This window comes from Geodermatophilus tzadiensis (assembly GCF_003002915.1).
Lineage (GTDB): Bacteria > Actinomycetota > Actinomycetes > Mycobacteriales > Geodermatophilaceae > Geodermatophilus > Geodermatophilus tzadiensis.
Genome location: NZ_PVTG01000004.1, coordinates 151,814 through 166,977, shown reverse-complemented (window position 1 = coordinate 166,977; position 15,164 = coordinate 151,814). Strand labels below are relative to the sequence as shown.

Annotated in this window: 12 protein-coding genes; 7 read left to right on the top strand and 5 right to left on the bottom strand. The window is 75.6% G+C overall.

Annotation, left to right across the window (positions count from 1 at the left end; translation table 11 throughout):
• Position 1: 1 nt before the first annotated feature.
• The 3 genes from LY71_RS07670 to LY71_RS07660 form a co-directional block, all read right to left on the bottom strand.
• The gene (locus tag LY71_RS07670; RefSeq protein WP_106276363.1) at positions 2-3,112 is read right to left on the bottom strand and encodes an FAD-dependent oxidoreductase; all 3,111 of its coding nucleotides are present in this window, start codon (positions 3,110-3,112) and stop codon (positions 2-4) included.
• 83 nt (positions 3,113-3,195) lie between these two features.
• Positions 3,196-3,819: a DUF6529 family protein gene (locus LY71_RS07665; RefSeq protein ID WP_211297200.1), complete on the bottom strand. Its 624-nt coding sequence runs from the start codon at positions 3,817-3,819 to the stop codon at positions 3,196-3,198.
• A 70-nt stretch (positions 3,820-3,889) separates the two neighbouring features.
• The gene (locus LY71_RS07660; RefSeq protein WP_106276362.1) at positions 3,890-4,603 is read right to left on the bottom strand and encodes a hypothetical protein; all 714 of its coding nucleotides are present in this window, start codon (positions 4,601-4,603) and stop codon (positions 3,890-3,892) included.
• A gap of 226 nt (positions 4,604-4,829) precedes the next feature.
• Between LY71_RS07660 and LY71_RS07655 the strand changes: the two genes are divergently transcribed.
• The 3 genes from LY71_RS07655 to LY71_RS07645 all read left to right on the top strand — a co-directional run bounded on the left by LY71_RS07655 (position 4,830) and on the right by LY71_RS07645 (position 7,673).
• Positions 4,830-5,300, top strand: a complete 471-nt coding sequence (locus LY71_RS07655; protein ID WP_106276361.1) for a hypothetical protein — start codon at positions 4,830-4,832, stop codon at positions 5,298-5,300.
• A 185-nt stretch (positions 5,301-5,485) separates the two neighbouring features.
• On the top strand, positions 5,486-5,869 hold the full coding sequence (locus tag LY71_RS07650) for a WhiB family transcriptional regulator (RefSeq protein WP_106276360.1): 384 nt from the start codon (positions 5,486-5,488) through the stop codon (positions 5,867-5,869).
• 127 nt (positions 5,870-5,996) lie between these two features.
• Positions 5,997-7,673 carry an AMP-binding protein gene (locus tag LY71_RS07645; protein ID WP_245887748.1) on the top strand — a complete coding sequence of 559 codons (1,677 nt, stop codon included), beginning with the start codon at positions 5,997-5,999 and terminating at the stop codon, positions 7,671-7,673.
• A gap of 68 nt (positions 7,674-7,741) precedes the next feature.
• On the opposite strand, the gene LY71_RS07640 is transcribed toward LY71_RS07645, so the two are convergent.
• Positions 7,742-8,347, bottom strand: coding sequence for an SACE_7040 family transcriptional regulator (locus tag LY71_RS07640; RefSeq protein WP_245887747.1), 606 nt, complete (start codon positions 8,345-8,347; stop codon positions 7,742-7,744).
• Positions 8,348-8,394: 47 nt separating this feature from the next.
• Here LY71_RS07640 and LY71_RS07635 point away from each other — a divergent pair, with 47 nt between their 5' ends.
• The 4 genes from LY71_RS07635 to LY71_RS07620 are packed head-to-tail and all read left to right on the top strand — an operon-like array spanning position 8,395 to position 14,099.
• Entirely contained in the window at positions 8,395-10,026 is a 1,632-nt protein-coding gene (locus LY71_RS07635) for a carboxyl transferase domain-containing protein (RefSeq protein WP_281261594.1), read from the top strand.
• A 5-nt stretch (positions 10,027-10,031) separates the two neighbouring features.
• Positions 10,032-12,005: an acetyl/propionyl/methylcrotonyl-CoA carboxylase subunit alpha gene (locus tag LY71_RS07630; protein WP_106276508.1), complete on the top strand. Its 1,974-nt coding sequence runs from the start codon at positions 10,032-10,034 to the stop codon at positions 12,003-12,005.
• Positions 12,002-12,946 carry a hydroxymethylglutaryl-CoA lyase gene (locus tag LY71_RS07625; RefSeq protein WP_106276359.1) on the top strand — a complete coding sequence of 315 codons (945 nt, stop codon included), beginning with the start codon at positions 12,002-12,004 and terminating at the stop codon, positions 12,944-12,946. The genes LY71_RS07630 and LY71_RS07625 overlap by 4 nt, the downstream gene beginning before the upstream one ends.
• A 1-nt stretch (position 12,947) precedes the next feature.
• Positions 12,948-14,099: an acyl-CoA dehydrogenase family protein gene (locus LY71_RS07620; protein ID WP_106276358.1), complete on the top strand. Its 1,152-nt coding sequence runs from the start codon at positions 12,948-12,950 to the stop codon at positions 14,097-14,099.
• Between the two features lie 34 nt (positions 14,100-14,133).
• On the opposite strand, the gene LY71_RS07615 is transcribed toward LY71_RS07620, so the two are convergent.
• On the bottom strand, positions 14,134-15,060 hold the full coding sequence (locus LY71_RS07615) for a VldE C-terminal domain-containing protein (protein ID WP_106276357.1): 927 nt from the start codon (positions 15,058-15,060) through the stop codon (positions 14,134-14,136).
• Between the last annotated feature and the right edge of the window lie 104 nt (positions 15,061-15,164).

Sequence of the window (15,164 nt, the reverse complement as noted above, 5' to 3'; positions counted from 1 at the left end):
CTCAGGCCGGCGCCGGCTGCGACTGCGGCCGGCGCCGGCCGACGTCGCGCAGCACCCGCCAGTCCCCGGCGCGCAGCCCGGCGAGGACGGCGTCGTCGAGCTCGAGGCCGCGCTTGACCGCCGCGGTCACGGCGGTCACGTCCTCGGGGTGGTGGCCCAGCACGACGCCGCCGACGACGGTGCGCCCGGCGACCACCAGCCGCCGGTAGGACGGCAGCGACTCGTCCTCGTCGACCAGCACCTCCTCGCCCGGCTCGGGCTCCACCCGGCCGACGGAGAACAGGTCGAGCCCGACGCCCTTGAGCAGCGTGGCCGGCACCTCGGACTCCAGCCGCTCGTCGCCGCCGAGGGCGTTGACCGCCGCCACCTCGCCCTGCTTGGCCGCGAGCGGCCACAGGCCCCAGACCCGCCCGCCGTGCTCGGCGACGTCGCCGGCCGCGAAGACGCCGCGCACCGCGGTCTCCATCCGGTCGTCGACCAGCACGCCGCGCCCGACCGGGATGCCGGCCTCGCGGGCCAGGTCGACGTCGGGGCGGATGCCGACGGCGGCCAGGAAGACGTCGCAGCGCAGCGCCCGGCGGTCGGTGAGCCGCACGCCGGTGACCGCCGGCTCGCCGGTCAGCGCCTGCGCCTCGGCCCGGTAGAGCACCTGCAGGCCGATCCGGCGGAAGTAGCCGTCGACCAGCTCGCTGCAGCGCGGGTCGATCTGCCGCGACAGCAGCCGCGCGCCGCGCTCGAGCACGGTGACGCGCAGGCCCAGCTCCAGCAGCGCGTGCGCGGCCTCCAGGCCCAGCAGGCCGCCGCCGGCGACGACGGCGTCCCGGCAGCCGTGCCGCTGGACGTGCGCGCGCAGCGCCCCCGCGTCGGCGGCCGAGCGGAGCACGAAGCTGCCCGGCCGGCCGAAGCCCTCGACCGGCGGCTCGACGGCCCGGCTGCCCGTGGCGATCACGAGCCGGTCGTAGGGCAGCACGTCACCGGTGCCGAGGAACACCCGCCGGGACTCCAGGTCGATGCGGGTGGCCACGGTGTTGAGCCAGGCGGTGACCTGGTGGTCGTCGTACCAGGTCTCGGGCAGCAGGGAGAGCCCCTGCATGGCCGACCGGCCGTAGACGACCCGCGAGATGCCCATCCGGTTGTAGAGGACGTGCGGCTCGGAGCCGACGACGTGGATCTCGCACTCGGGGTGCCCCCGCCGCACGAAGTCCGCGGCGGTGACCCCGGCGATGCCGTTGCCGAGGACGACGACGCTGACGATCGACCGGTCGAACTCGCGCGGCGCCTCCCCGTCGTCCGGGCCACCGGGCTCGGGGGTCAGGGAGACCGTCACCGCCCCCGGCTGCAGCCGCGCCGAGCACGCCATCCGGGTGTTCTTCGCCAGCCCGAGCCGGCGCAGCGTGGACAGCTCCTCCTCCTCGGGCTCGGACAGGCAGGACGCGCCCTCGAGGACGGCGACCGGGTCGGCGCCGCAGACGCCCATCCGGCAGCCGGCCTCGATCGGCTGGCCGGCCCGCTCGATGGTCTCCAGCAGGCTGGTCCCGACCTCGCCCTCGACGGGGGCGTCGGTGCCGGCGATGCGGACCTCGGCGGCCTCCCCCGCCTCGGGCGCGGCCTCGGTGGCCGACGCCGGACGGCTGACCGGGACGACCGGCAGCAGCTCGGGGTGGAACCGCTCGGTGTACTGGCGCTCCTTGACCGCGGTGCGGGCGATCCACAGCACCGACAGCACCAGGACCAGCGCGGAGACCGGCCAGCGCAGCCACGGCGCGGAGATCCCCGTGACGGTGGCGAACGACGAGGCGAGCACCGGGCCGGCGAACCAGTAGAAGAGGTTCAGCGCCGCGGCGCCCCACACCGCCACCGCCACCGACGGGCTCAGGGGCAGCAGCGCGGACACGGCGTAGAACAGCCCGACGCTGCCGAGGAAGAACAGCGCCAGCTCCCCGTAGGTCGTCGTCAGCGGCCGGGTCCCGACACCGGCGCCGGCGAGGACGAAGAAGCCGAGCACGAAGCCGGGCAGCGCGGCGACGAAGAGCCGGCGCGGCGCGGTCCACACCGGGTCGTCCTCGTGCAGGTCGGCCTGGTAGGCGCCGATCGGCGCGAAGTCGTAGCAGTTGGTGGTGCAGGCCACGCACGGCCGGCAGTGGCTGTTGGGCACCCGGACGAACGGCGTCTGCCCGTAGACGCGCTGCAGCGGCAGCAGCGGGCAGATCTGGCTGCACCAGCCGCTCTTGCCCTTGAACAGCAGGCCGCCGAGGAAGGCCGCGGAGACGACCACCGCCAGCAGCACGCCGGTCGCCGTCCCGCTGCCGTTGAACACCGCGAGCCGGGCGCCCGCGATGCCGAAGAACAGCACCATGGCCACGACGAACGCGCGGCGGCGGAACCACTCGGGCAGCGTGCGGCCCAGGGAGAAGCCGAGCACGCGCGGCGCCTGGTTCGCCGCCGCCAGCGGGCAGATGTTGCGCCACACCCCGGGCGCGAGGAAGAACAGCGCGGGCAGCAGCGGCACGATCACGCCGAAGAAGACGAACAGCCCGCCGGCCGGCCGCACGAACAGGGCGACGACCAGGGCCAGGTAGGCCAGCAGGCTGACCACCCGGACGGCGCGCCACACGCCCAGCGGCACGCGGGTGCGCATCTCGGTGTAGACGGGGAAGAGGTCCTCGCCCGGAGGGGCGGTGCGGCCCAGGGCCCGGTCCCACAGCACGGCGGCGCGCGACGGGGCGGCCGGTGGCGCCGGGGGCGGCGGGGGCAGGGGCACCGAGGCGCCGTCGGCCAGCACGGTCGCGCGGGCACCGGCGGGCACGGGGATCCGCTCGGGCCGGCCGACCACGACGATCTCGGTGGTGCCGAGACGGACGACGTCGCCCGCCTCGAGGGTCACCCGGCCGGTGACCGGCAGCCCGTTGACCAGGGTGCCGTTGCGGCTGCCGAGGTCGACCAGCGACAGGGCGACCGGGCTGGGCACCAGCCGCAGGTGGCGGCGGGAGACGCGCTCGTCGGCGAGCGTGAGGCCGTCGCCGTCGCGGCCGACCTCCAGGGCGCGGGTGAGCGCGACCCGGCGCGGCTCGCGGCCGGGCTCCCGGACCTCGATGACCGGTGGGCTGCTCACCGCTCGGCCCGCGCGGTCGGGGTGGTGGTGGACGCCGGCATGGCCTCTCCCTCCGGAGGGTGTGCGCGCCGCCGGACGGCGGGTCAGAAGCGGAAGCCGCTGGAGGTGAAGACCCACAGCGACGAGCTGAACCACAGCGCGATCAGGGTGGTGAACAGCAGACCGCCCGACACGGGGACCGCCCACCGCGGCAGTCCGGGACGGGTGAGGGCGAGCATCTTGGTGACGAAGACGCCGTAGAAGAAGCAGCCCAGGGCGGAGTGCACCAGCGCGCGGGTCGAGCCGGACTGGAAGCCCAGCGCGTACACGCAGTGGACGACGACCGGCACCGTCAGCAGCACGGACACCCGGCCCGACCAGCGGTGCAGGGTGCGCGTCCACGGGCGGGCGCCGGCGTCGTGCATCCGGGCGGCGGTGAGCAGCTGGACGACGCCGAGCACGGCGGCCGCGGTGGTCAGCCACGTCTTGACGTACAGGGGCGAGGAGAAGCCCGGGACGTCGAGGGAGTAGCCGGCGGGCTCGTGCTCGGCCGCGTACACGCCGAGCACCACGGCGACCGCGCAGCCGGCGAGCACGAAGCTCAGCAGCGGCAGCCGGAAGGCGTCGCGCGGCTCCGGGTGCGCGGCGCGGTGCGGCCTGGGGACCGGCACGGCGGTGGGCTCGGCGGGGCGCACCGGGGCGTCGGGGGTCGGGCGGGTGTCGGTCATGGCGCTGGTCTCCTCGCGTGCGGGAGGGCGGTGGGGCGCCGGTGCGGGACGCGGACCCGGGGGCGCGGGCTCAGCCCCCGACGACGGTGTCCGAGCCGTCCACCGGCTCGGCGGTGCCGGTGGTCCCGTCGAGCTCGAAGCTCCCGGAAGCCGGGTCGAACGGGGGCGCCGGCTGCTTCTCGCCGCCGATGGTGGCGACGCCGACCTGCGTGCCGTCGGGCAGCACCGCCCAGCCGATCCGGGTGGCCAGGCCGTCGATCGTCGTGCGGGACTCGTAGACCCCGGCGGGCGGCGTCGACAGCGCCGCGGAGAACGGCAGCGTCAGCCCGGTGCTGGTGGTCACCGTGCCGAGCACCGCGGAGTCGGTGACCGTCCCGGTCAGGCCGGCGCCGTTGCGGCCGGTCAGGGTCATCGTCTCGCCGTCCACCGTGCCCTGCAGCCACGCCTCGATCTCGCTGCCGTCACACAGGTAGGCCGCCGCCGCGCCGTCGTTGACGGCCATGGCGAGGGTGGCCTCCCCGCCGCTGGTCAGGCCGGCGAAGACGGCCTGCTGCGCCGGAGGGGCCTCCGGCGAGGGCGTCGGTGAGGGCTCGGCCGTGGGCTCGGCGGAGGGCTCGGCCGACGGGGTCGCCGTCGCACTCCCCGACGACCCGTCGGGGTAGCTCGGCGCCGCGCCGGCCTGCTCGTCCACCCGGCTGTTGGCCGCGAAGAGCACCACCGTGAACAGGACGACGGCAGCCAGGGTGGCCAGCGGACCCGTCGTCCGCCTGCGTCGTGCGCTCATGCGTCACCGTCCGGTCCACATCGCCGCTGCGCGTCTCCCCCGCGGCCCGGCACGGTCTCGCCGGGGTGGAACCCGGCGCCCACCGTGCCACGGACGCCGGGACGGCGGAACCGGTTTCCGCGCCGCGCGGGTCCGGCCCGACGCGGCACGCAGGAGACCCTGGTCGGGCGGGGCGCGGTGGCGGACCCTCGGCACGGCCCGCGTCCCCGCTCCCCGGGAGGTCCCCGTGTCCCGACACCTGCACCCGGTCCTCGGCCGCCTGGTCCTCGGCGGGGCCGCCGTCGTCCTGCTGGCCGCGTGCGGGGGCGACGGCGGGGAGTCCGCCGGTGAGCCGGCCACCACCCAGGACGCGGCGGACGGCAGCGCCGCGGCGTCCGGCGACTCGGAGTTCTGCACCCGCGCGGCGGGCATCGACGAGCGGGTCGAGGCGGCGCTGACCGACCTCGGGGACGACGCCTCGCTCTCCGACACCCTGCGCGAGCTCGGCACCGAGCTCCGCTCGGTGGACGCGCCCGCCGCGATCGCCGACGACTGGGAGGCGCTCGCCGGCGGCCTGGACCGGCTGGCCGGCGCGCTGACCGACGTCGACCTCACCGACCCCGACTCGCTGACGACCCTCGACGAGCTCGAGGGCGACCTCGACACCGCGAGCGGGAACGTCGACGCCTACCTGCGCGACGAGTGCGGGATCGGCTGACCGGCGGTTCCCCGCCCCGGTGGCGGCGCGGCGCACCAGGTCACGATCCGACAACCGGACGGCGTCGTTTCGGCGACTTCCGGCAGTGCGCGGGCGGCGGCGTCCTCCGTAATGTCACTGACAGCAGCCAGGTCGTACCGGTCCGTCACTGCCGGTGCGCACACCCCGCCTCAGAGGAGCTTCCCGTGTCCCCCTCGCGCCACCACCTCAGCCTCCTGACCGACTCCTCCGCCCTCGCCCAGCCGGCCTACGAGCCCGCGCCCGTCAGCTGGGACGCCGACGGCTGGAACGGCACCTCGTGGTCGCAGATCGCCATGGGCGACGCCCCCGGCGGCGAGGAGTCCTGGCGGCTCGACGCGCTGTGCGCCGAGACCGACCCCGAGGCCTTCTTCCCGGAGAAGGGCGGCTCGACCCGCGAGGCCAAGCGGGTGTGCTCGGGCTGCTCGGTGCGCGCCGAGTGCCTGGAGTTCGCGCTGGCCAACGACGAGCGCTTCGGCATCTGGGGCGGCCTGTCCGAGCGGGAGCGCCGCCGGGTGCGCCTGCAGCGCCGCACCTCGCTCTCCGCCTGACCCCGCCCGGGCGGGGAGCCGCCGGCGACCGGCCCGGCACCACCGCCTAACGGGGGTACCGCCCCGCGCTCCGGGGGTCCATCGTCGAGGCGTCCACCCGACGCCCGCGACGGACGAGGAGCCCGACGTGACCGAGACCCTGCCCGGGGCGGCCGCCCCGGCACAGCCGTCCTACGCCAGCGGCACCAGCACCGTGCCGCTGCTCGGCGACACCATCGGCGCCGACCTCGACCGCACGGCGGCCCGCGTCGGCGACCACGAGGCGCTCGTCGAGTGTGCCACCGGGCGCCGCTGGACCTACCCGCAGCTCGTCGCCGACGTCGACGCCTGCGCCCTGGGCCTCGACGCCCTCGGCGTGGCCAAGGGCGACCGGGTCGGCATCTGGGCGCCCAACTGCGCCGAGTGGGTGTTCGTCCAGTACGGGACGGCGAAGCTCGGCGCCGTCCTGGTCAACATCAACCCCGCCTACCGCACCCACGAGCTGGCCTACGTGCTGCGCCAGGCCGGCATCTCCGTGCTGGTGGCCGCGCCGGAGTTCAAGACCAGCGACTACCGCGCCATGGTCGCCGAGGTCCGCGGCGAGTGCCCGGACCTGCGCGAGGTCGTCTTCCTCGGCGACCCGGAGTGGGAGCAGCTCATGGCCACCGGCCGGGCCGCCGACCGCGGCCTGCTCGCCGCCCGCGCCGCCGAGCTCTCCCCCGACGACCCGATCAACATCCAGTACACGTCGGGGACGACCGGCTTCCCCAAGGGCGCCACGCTCTCGCACCACAACCTGCTCAACAACGGGTTCTTCGTGGGCGAGGGCTGCGGCTACACCCAGGCCGACCGCGTGTGCATCCCGGTGCCCTACTACCACTGCTTCGGCATGGGCATGGGCAACCTCGGCGCCACCAGCCACGGGGCGACGATGGTCATCCCCGCGCCGGCGTTCGACCCGGCGGCGACGCTGCGGGCGGTGCCGGAGGAGCGCTGCACCTCGCTCTACGGCGTCCCGACGATGTTCATCGCCGAGCTGGCGCTGCCCGACTTCGGCACCTACGACCTCTCCAGCCTGCGCACCGGGATCATGGCCGGCTCGCCGTGCCCGGTGGAGGTGATGAAGCGGGTGGTCGCCGAGATGGGCATGACCGAGGTGACCATCTGCTACGGCATGACCGAGACCTCGCCGGTGTCCACCCAGACCGGCGCCGACGACGACCTCGACCGCCGCACCTCCACCGTCGGCCGGGTGCACCCGCACCTGGAGGTCAAGGTGGTCGACCCGGCCACCGGGATCACCGTGCCGCGCGGCACCCCCGGCGAGTTCTGCACCCGCGGCTACTCGGTGATGCTCGGCTACTGGGACGAGCCGGAGAAGACCGCCGAGGTCATCGACCGGGCCCGCTGGATGCACACCGGCGACCTCGCCGTCATGGACGACGCCGGGTACCTCAACATCGTCGGCCGGATCAAGGACATGGTCATCCGCGGCGGGGAGAACGTGTACCCCCGCGAGGTGGAGGAGTTCCTCTACACCCACCCCGACGTCGTCGACGCGCAGGTCATCGGCGTGCCCGACGAGCGCTACGGCGAGGAGCTGATGGCCTGGGTGCGGTTGCGCGAGGGCGCGGAGCCGCTCACGCCCGAGGCGCTCAAGGCCTTCTGCGCGGGCAAGCTGGCGCACTACAAGGTGCCCCGCTACGTCAAGGTCGTCGAGGCGTTCCCGATGACGGTCACCGGCAAGGTGCGCAAGGTCGAGATGCGCGAGGTCTCGGTGCACGAGCTCGGCCTCGAGCAGGCCGCCGCGATCCGCAACGCCTAGGGCCAGAGAGAGGACCCCCCTGCCCCCCGCCACTCGCAAGCTCGCGGCGGGCCCCTGCAGGGGGGCCATCAGGCGGTGGCGGCGGCCTCGGCCATCTCGGCGAGCAGGGCGCCCATCTCCTCGCGGGGCAGCTGCCCGGCGCTGTGCGGGGTGGAGTTGACCAGCCCGAAGACGGCGTGCGCGCGGGCGCGGCAGGCGTCGGTGCCCTCACCGGGCCGCAGCCGGCGCAGCACGTCGACCCACACCTCGACGTAGCGGCGCTGCAGCCGGCGCACCCGGGCGGCGTCGCCGGGGGCCAGCGAGCCGAGGTCGCGGTCGTGCACGGTGATCAGCGCGGGGTTGTCCAGCGCGAAGTCGACCTGGAAGGCGACCAGCGCGCGCAGCTGCGCGGCGGGGTCGGGCCCGGCACCGGCCACCCGCTCCCGGCCGCCGGCGAGCAGCCGCTCGCTGATCCCCTGCAGCATCTCGGCGATCATCGCGTCCTTGCTGGCGAAGTGCCGGTAGATCGCCGGGCCGGTCACCCCGATCGCGGCGCCGACGTCGTCCACCCCGACCGAGCGGGAACCGCGCTCGGCGAACAGCCGCGCGGCCGCCTGCAGGATCTGCTCGCGCCGGGAGAGCCGGGTGGCGTCGGCGGCCAGCGCGGTGTCGCTGTCGGCCAGCGCGTCGGTCACACGGGGATGCTAGCCGCGGCGTGTGAACGTGCGTTAACCTCCCGCGTGTGGCGTTAACGACGGTTAACAGCGAGCCGGGAGAGGCCACCACGGTCCTCGGCTCACCCCCGCGCGGCACGGGCTACGCGGACGCGCACCGCGCCCTCGTCGCCGACCTGCGCGACCAGCTGGCCCGGGTCGCCGAGGGCGGCGGCGCGCGGGCCCGCGAGCGGCACGTCTCGCGCGGCAAGCTGCTGCCCCGTGAGCGGGTCGACGCGCTGCTCGACCCCGGCAGCCCGTTCCTCGAGCTGAGCCCGCTGGCCGCGCACGACCTCTACGGCGGCGACGCGCCGTCGGCCGGGATCATCACCGGGATCGGGCGGGTCGCCGGCCGGGAGTGCGTCGTGGTGGCCAACGACGCCACCGTCAAAGGCGGCACCTACTACCCGATGACGGTGAAGAAGCACCTGCGCGCGCAGGAGGTGGCGCTGCACAACCGGCTGCCCTGCGTCTACCTAGTCGACTCCGGCGGCGCCTTCCTGCCGCTGCAGGAGGAGGTCTTCCCCGACCGGGAGCACTTCGGCCGGATCTTCTTCAACCAGGCCACCATGTCGCGGGCCGGCATCCCGCAGCTGGCCGCCGTCCTCGGCTCGTGCACCGCCGGCGGCGCCTACGTGCCGGCGATGGCCGACGAGGCGGTCATCGTCCGCGACCAGGGCACGATCTTCCTCGGCGGCCCGCCGCTGGTGAAGGCCGCCACCGGCGAGGTGGTCAGCGCCGAGGACCTCGGCGGCGGGCTGCTGCACAGCCGCACCTCCGGCGTCACCGACCACCTCGCCGACGACGACGCGCACGCGCTGCGGCTGCTGCGCCGCATCGTCGGCACGCTCGGCCCGCGCAGCCCGCGGCCGTGGGACGTCGCCCCCACCGAGGAGCCGCTGCACCCGGCCGAGTCGGTCTACGACGTGGTGCCCACCGACCCGCGCACGCCCTACGACGTCCGCGAGGTCATCGCCCGGCTCGTCGACGGCAGCCGGTTCGGCGAGTTCAAGGAGCTCTACGGCCCCACGCTGGTCACCGGCTTCGCGCGCATCCACGGCCACCCCGTGGGGATCGTGGCCAACAACGGCGTGCTGTTCGCCGAGTCGGCGATGAAGGGCGCGCACTTCGTCGAGCTGTGCGACCGCCGCTCCATCCCGCTGCTGTTCCTGCAGAACATCACCGGCTTCATGGTCGGCCGCGACTACGAGGCCGGCGGCATCGCCAAGCACGGCGCCAAGATGGTCACCGCCGTCGCCTGCGCCCGGGTGCCCAAGCTGACCGTCGTCATCGGCGGCTCGTTCGGCGCCGGCAACTACTCGATGTGCGGCCGGGCCTACTCCCCCCGCTTCCTGTTCACCTGGCCCAACGCCCGCATCTCGGTCATGGGCGGCGAGCAGGCCGCCAGCGTGCTGGCCCAGGTGCGCCGCGACGGCCTGGAGGCCCGCGGCGAGGAGTGGCCGGCCGAGGACGAGGAGGCCTTCAAGGCCCCCATCCGCGAGCAGTACGAGCGCCAGGGACACCCGTACCACGCCACCGCCCGGCTCTGGGACGACGGCGTCATCGACCCGGCCGAGACCCGCACGGTCCTCGGCCTCGCCCTGTCGGCCGCGGCGAACGCGCCGCTCGAGGACGTCGGCTACGGCGTCTTCCGGATGTGAGCGCCGTGTTCGACACCGTCCTGGTCGCCAACCGCGGCGAGATCGCCGTCCGGGTGATCCGCACGCTGCGCCGCCTGGGCGTCCGCAGCGTCGCCGTCCACTCCGACGCCGACGCCGGCGCCCGGCACGTCCGCGAGGCCGACGTCGCCGTCCGGCTCGGGCCGACGCCGGCCGCGCAGTCCTACCTGTCGATCGAGCGGCTCCTCGACGCCGCCGCCCGCACCGGCGCGCAGGCCGTGCACCCCGGCTACGGGTTCCTGTCGGAGAACACCGCCTTCGCGCAGGCCTGCGCCGACGCCGGGCTGGTCTTCGTCGGCCCGCCGGCGAAGGCGGTCGAGGTCATGGGCGACAAGATCCGCGCCAAGCAGACCGTCAGCGCGGCCGGCGTCCCCGTCGTCCCCGGCCGGGCCGACCCCGGCATGACCGACGAGGACCTGCTCGCCGCGGCCGAGGAGGTCGGCTACCCGGTGCTGGTCAAGCCCTCGGCCGGCGGCGGCGGCAAGGGCATGCGGCTGGTGCACCGGCCCGCCGACCTGCCCGCCGCGCTGGTGTCGGCCCGCCGCGAGGCGGCGACCAGCTTCGGCGACGACACGCTGTTCCTCGAGCGGTTCGTCCTCGGCCCGCGGCACGTCGAGGTGCAGGTCCTCGCCGACACCCACGGCACCGTGCTGCACCTCGGCGAGCGGGAGTGCAGCCTGCAGCGGCGGCACCAGAAGATCGTCGAGGAGGCGCCCTCGCCGCTGCTCACGCCGGACCAGCGGGCGCGCTACGGCGCCCTGGCCGTCGATGTCGCCCGCGCCGTCGGCTACACCGGCGCCGGCACCGTGGAGTTCATCGTCGGCGGCGACACCCCCGACGAGCCGTTCTTCATGGAGATGAACACCCGGCTGCAGGTCGAGCACCCGGTCACCGAGCTGGTCACCGGCATCGACCTGGTCGAGCAGCAGCTGCGGGTGGCCGCCGGCGAGCCGCTGCCCATCGGCCAGGACGACGTGGTGCTCACCGGCTCCGCCGTCGAGGCCCGGCTCTACGCCGAGGACCCCGCCCGCGGCTTCCTGCCCACCGGCGGCACGGTGCGCGCGCTCGCCGAGCCCGCCGGCGAGGGCGTGCGGGTCGACAGCGGCCTGCTCGAGGGTCTCGAGGTCGGCAGCGCCTACGACCCGATGCTGGCCAAGGTCGTCGCCTGGGGTCCCGACCGCGACACCGCGCTCACCCGCCTCGACCGCGCGCTGGCCGGCACCGTCGTCCTCGGCGTCGGCACCAACACCGGCTTCCTGCGCGCGCTGCTGGCCGACGCCGACGTGCGCGCCGGGCGGCTGGACACCGGCCTGGTGGAGCGCGAGCTCGACCGGCTGACCGGCGCGCGCGTGCCGGTCGAGGGGCACGCCGCGTTCGCGCTCTCCCGGCTGGCGGCGCTGCGCCCGGCCGGCCCGGTCGTCGACCCGTGGGACGTACCCAGCGGCTGGCGCCCCGGCGGCCGGCGCGCACCGCTGCAGTGGGACCTCGCCGGTCCCGACGGCGAGCGGCTGACCGTCACGCTCACCGGCGGGGAGCGGCTGCGGGTCGGCGACGGGGACGAGCACGTGGTCGCCGGCACCCCGGTCGACGGCGGCCTGCTGGTCACCGTCGACGGCCGCACCACGCACGCCCGGACGGCGGTCGACGGCGCGGTCACCTGGGTGCACGTCGACGGCGTCACCGCGGCGCTCGCCGAGCTGCCGCCCGCGCGGCTGCACGCCGACGCCGCCTCGGCCGACCGCACCGTGCGCAGTCCGATGCCCGGCACCGTCGTCGCGGTGCCGGTGACCCCCGGCGCCACGGTCCGCGCCGGCGAACCCCTCGTGGTGGTGGAGGCGATGAAGATGGAGCACACGCTGACCGCGCCGGCCGACGGCACGGTCGACGTCCCGGTGCGGGTGGGCGACCGGGTCGCCGTCGACCAGGAGCTCGCCGTCGTCCACCCGGGCGAGGGGTCGTGAGCACCCCGCTGGCCGGCCTGCCGGCGCGGGTCGAGGTCTACGAGGTCGGCCCCCGCGACGGCCTGCAGAACGAGGCCGTCGCGCTGCCCGTCGAGGTCAAGGCGGAGTTCGTCCGCCGGCTGACCGCCGCCGGGCTGCGCACGGTGGAGCTGACCAGCTTCGTGCCCAAGCAGTGGATCCCCCAGCTCGGCGACGCCGAGGAGCTGCTCGCGATGCTCGGGGACGAGCAGCCGGCCCGGGCCCCGGTGCTGGTGCCCAACGAGAAGGGGCTGGCGCGGGCGGTGGCGGCCGGCGCCCGCGAGGTCGCGGTGTTCGCCTCGGCCACGGAGTCCTTCGCCCGCCGCAACCTCAACCGCTCCGTCGCCGAGTCGCTGGCCGCCTTCGCCCCGGTCGTCGAGCAGGCCCGCGCCGCCGGGCTGCCGGTGCGCGGTTACGTGTCCATGTGCTTCGGCGACCCCTGGGAGGGCGCCGTGCCGCTCGACCAGGTGGCCGCCGTGGCGCTGCGGCTGGCCGAGTTCGGCTGCGCGGAGATCAGCCTCGGCGACACCATCGGCGTCGGCACCCCCGGCCAGGTGGCCGCCCTGCTGGCCCTGCTCGACCGGGAGGGCCTGGGCGCCGACCGGCTCGCCGTCCACTTCCACGACACCTACGGGCAGGCACTGGCCAACACGCTGCTCGCCCTGCAGCACGGGGTCACCACGGTCGACGCGTCGGCCGGCGGCCTCGGCGGCTGCCCCTACGCCGGCAGCGCCACCGGCAACCTCGCCACCGAGGACCTCGTCTGGCAGCTCGACGGGCTCGGCGTCGACACCGGCGTCGACCTGCCGGCGCTGGCCCGCACCAGCCTCTGGATGGCCGGGCAGCTGGGCCGCCCCAGCCCCTCCCGCGCCCTCGCGGCGCTCGCCCCCACGCTCCCCACCCCTACGGACCAGGAGTCCTGACGTGCTCGACACCCGCCTGACCGACGAGCAGATCCAGCTGAGGAAGACCGTCGAGGAGTTCGCGCGCGAGGTCGTCGCGCCGGTCTCCTACCAGCACGACCGGGACAGGACGTTCCCGTACGAGGTCGTCCGCCAGATGGCCGACATGGGCCTGTTCGGCCTGCCCTTCCCCGAGGAGTACGGCGGCATGGGCGGGGACTACTTCACGCTGTGCCTGGCCATCGAGGAGCTCGCCCGCGTCGACCAGAGCGTGGCCATCACGCTGGAGGCCGGGTGCTCGCTGGGCGCCATGCCGGTGTACCGGTTCGGCAGCGAGGAGCAGCGGCAGGAGTGGCTGCCGCTGCTGACCAGCGGCCAGGCGCTGGGCGCGTTCGGGCTCACCGAGGCCGGCGCCGGCAGCGACGCCGGCGGCACGCGGACGACGGCGGTGCTGGCCGACGGGCAGTGGACGATCAACGGCAGCAAGGCGTTCATCACCAACTCCGGCACCGACATCACCCGGCTGGTCACCGTCACCGCGGTCACCGGGCAGCTCGCCGACGGCCGCAAGGAGATCAGCTCGATCCTCGTGCCGGTGCCCACGCCCGGGTTCACCGCCGAGCCGGCCTACGACAAGGTCGGCTGGCACGCCAGCGACACCCACCCGCTGTCCTTCGACGACGTCCGGGTGCCCGAGGAGAACCTGCTCGGTGAGCGCGGCCGCGGCTACGCCAACTTCCTGCGGATCCTCGACGAGGGCCGCATCGCCATCGCCGCGCTCTCGGTGGGCGCCGCCCAGGGCTGCGTGGACGAGAGCGTGCGGTACGCGCGGGAGCGCTCGGCGTTCGGCCGGCCGATCGTGCAGAACCAGGCCATCGCCTTCAAGATCGCCCGCATGGAGGCCCGGGTCATGGCCGCCCGCGCCGCCTACTACGACGCCGCGGCGAAGATGCTCGCCGGGCTGCCGTTCAAGAAGGAGGCCGCGGTGGCCAAGCTCGTCGCCGGCGAGGCCGCCATGGACAACGCCCGCGACGCCACCCAGGTGCACGGCGGCTACGGGTTCATGAACGAGTACCCGGTGGCGCGGCACTACCGGGACTCGAAGATCCTCGAGGTCGGCGAGGGCACCACCGAGGTGCAGCTGATGCTCATCGCCCGCGAGCTCGGCCTCTGACCGCACACGCGGTCGCCGGGCCGGCCGGAGGGTCTCAGCCCACGTAGTTGACGTGCACGTGGTCGTAGTGGTTGGCCGTGGCGCTGCCACGGTCGGCCATCGGCGACCAGCTGCCGCCGGGCGAGCTGAGCATCTTCTGCTGGTAGATCAGGTAGTCGACGCCGAGCTCGTCCCAGTGCGCGACGTGGTAGGCCACGATCGCGTTGCCCAGCGCGGTGTCGCTCATCGTCATGTAGTCCAGGGCCAGGCCCGAGGGGTGGCCGCCCGGGTCGGCCGCGCTGGCCCGGGTGCCGCCCAGCGTGATCGAGCCGGCACCGGCCACGTTGCTGACGACGGCGTTCGCCGCCGCCTGCACGACCGCCTTGACCGCGCCCGAGGTGTTCGTGATCGTCGCGGTGGCCGTCGACGCGGTCGAGGAGCCGGCCGCGGACGCGGCGGAGGACGGCGCGGAGGACGCGGGCGCCTCCTCGGCCTCCTCGGCGGCGGCCTCGGCTGCTGCGGCCTCCTCGGCCTCGGCGGCCGCGGCAGCGGCCTCGGCAGCGGCGGCCGCCTCGGCGGCCGCGGCCTCCTCGGCGGCGCGCTGGGCCGCGGCGGCGGCCTCGGCCTCGGCGCGCTGCTGGTCGAGCACGGCCTGGTCGGCGGCGGCCTGCGCCTGCTGCGCGGTGACCTCCTCGGCCTCGCGGCTGCCGCGGCTGGCGGCGAGGTCCTCGAGGGGCTGCAGGTCGGCGGGGGCCTCGATCGCGCCGGTCCCGGCGGTCAGGCCGAGCTCCGCGGCGACACTGGCCGAGCCGGTGGTCTCCGGCCCGGCCTGCGCGGCCGGGTCGGCGCCGACGACGACGTTGACGAGCAGCGCGCCGGCCGCGGCGGCGCCGAGCAGGAGGCCGGGGCGGCGGGTGGTCCGGAGGCGGGCGGCCCGGCGGGATCGGGCGGCGCGGCCGGACGAGGTCGTGCGGGGGTCCATGGTGCGGGGTGCTCCGGGGTGTGCGGGCGCAGCAGCGCAGAGGGCTGCCGCAGCGGCGGTGGCGGGGCGGGCGGTCGCGGCGGCGTCGGTCGGACGGCCGCGGA

Coding starts and splice junctions, on each gene's coding strand:
- LY71_RS07660 (WP_106276362.1), bottom strand. CDS start 4,603: ATGAGCGCACGACGCAGGCGGACGACGGGTCCGCTGGCCACCCTGGCT.
- LY71_RS07615 (WP_106276357.1), bottom strand. CDS start 15,060: ATGGACCCCCGCACGACCTCGTCCGGCCGCGCCGCCCGATCCCGCCGG.
- LY71_RS07665 (WP_211297200.1), bottom strand. CDS start 3,819: ATGACCGACACCCGCCCGACCCCCGACGCCCCGGTGCGCCCCGCCGAG.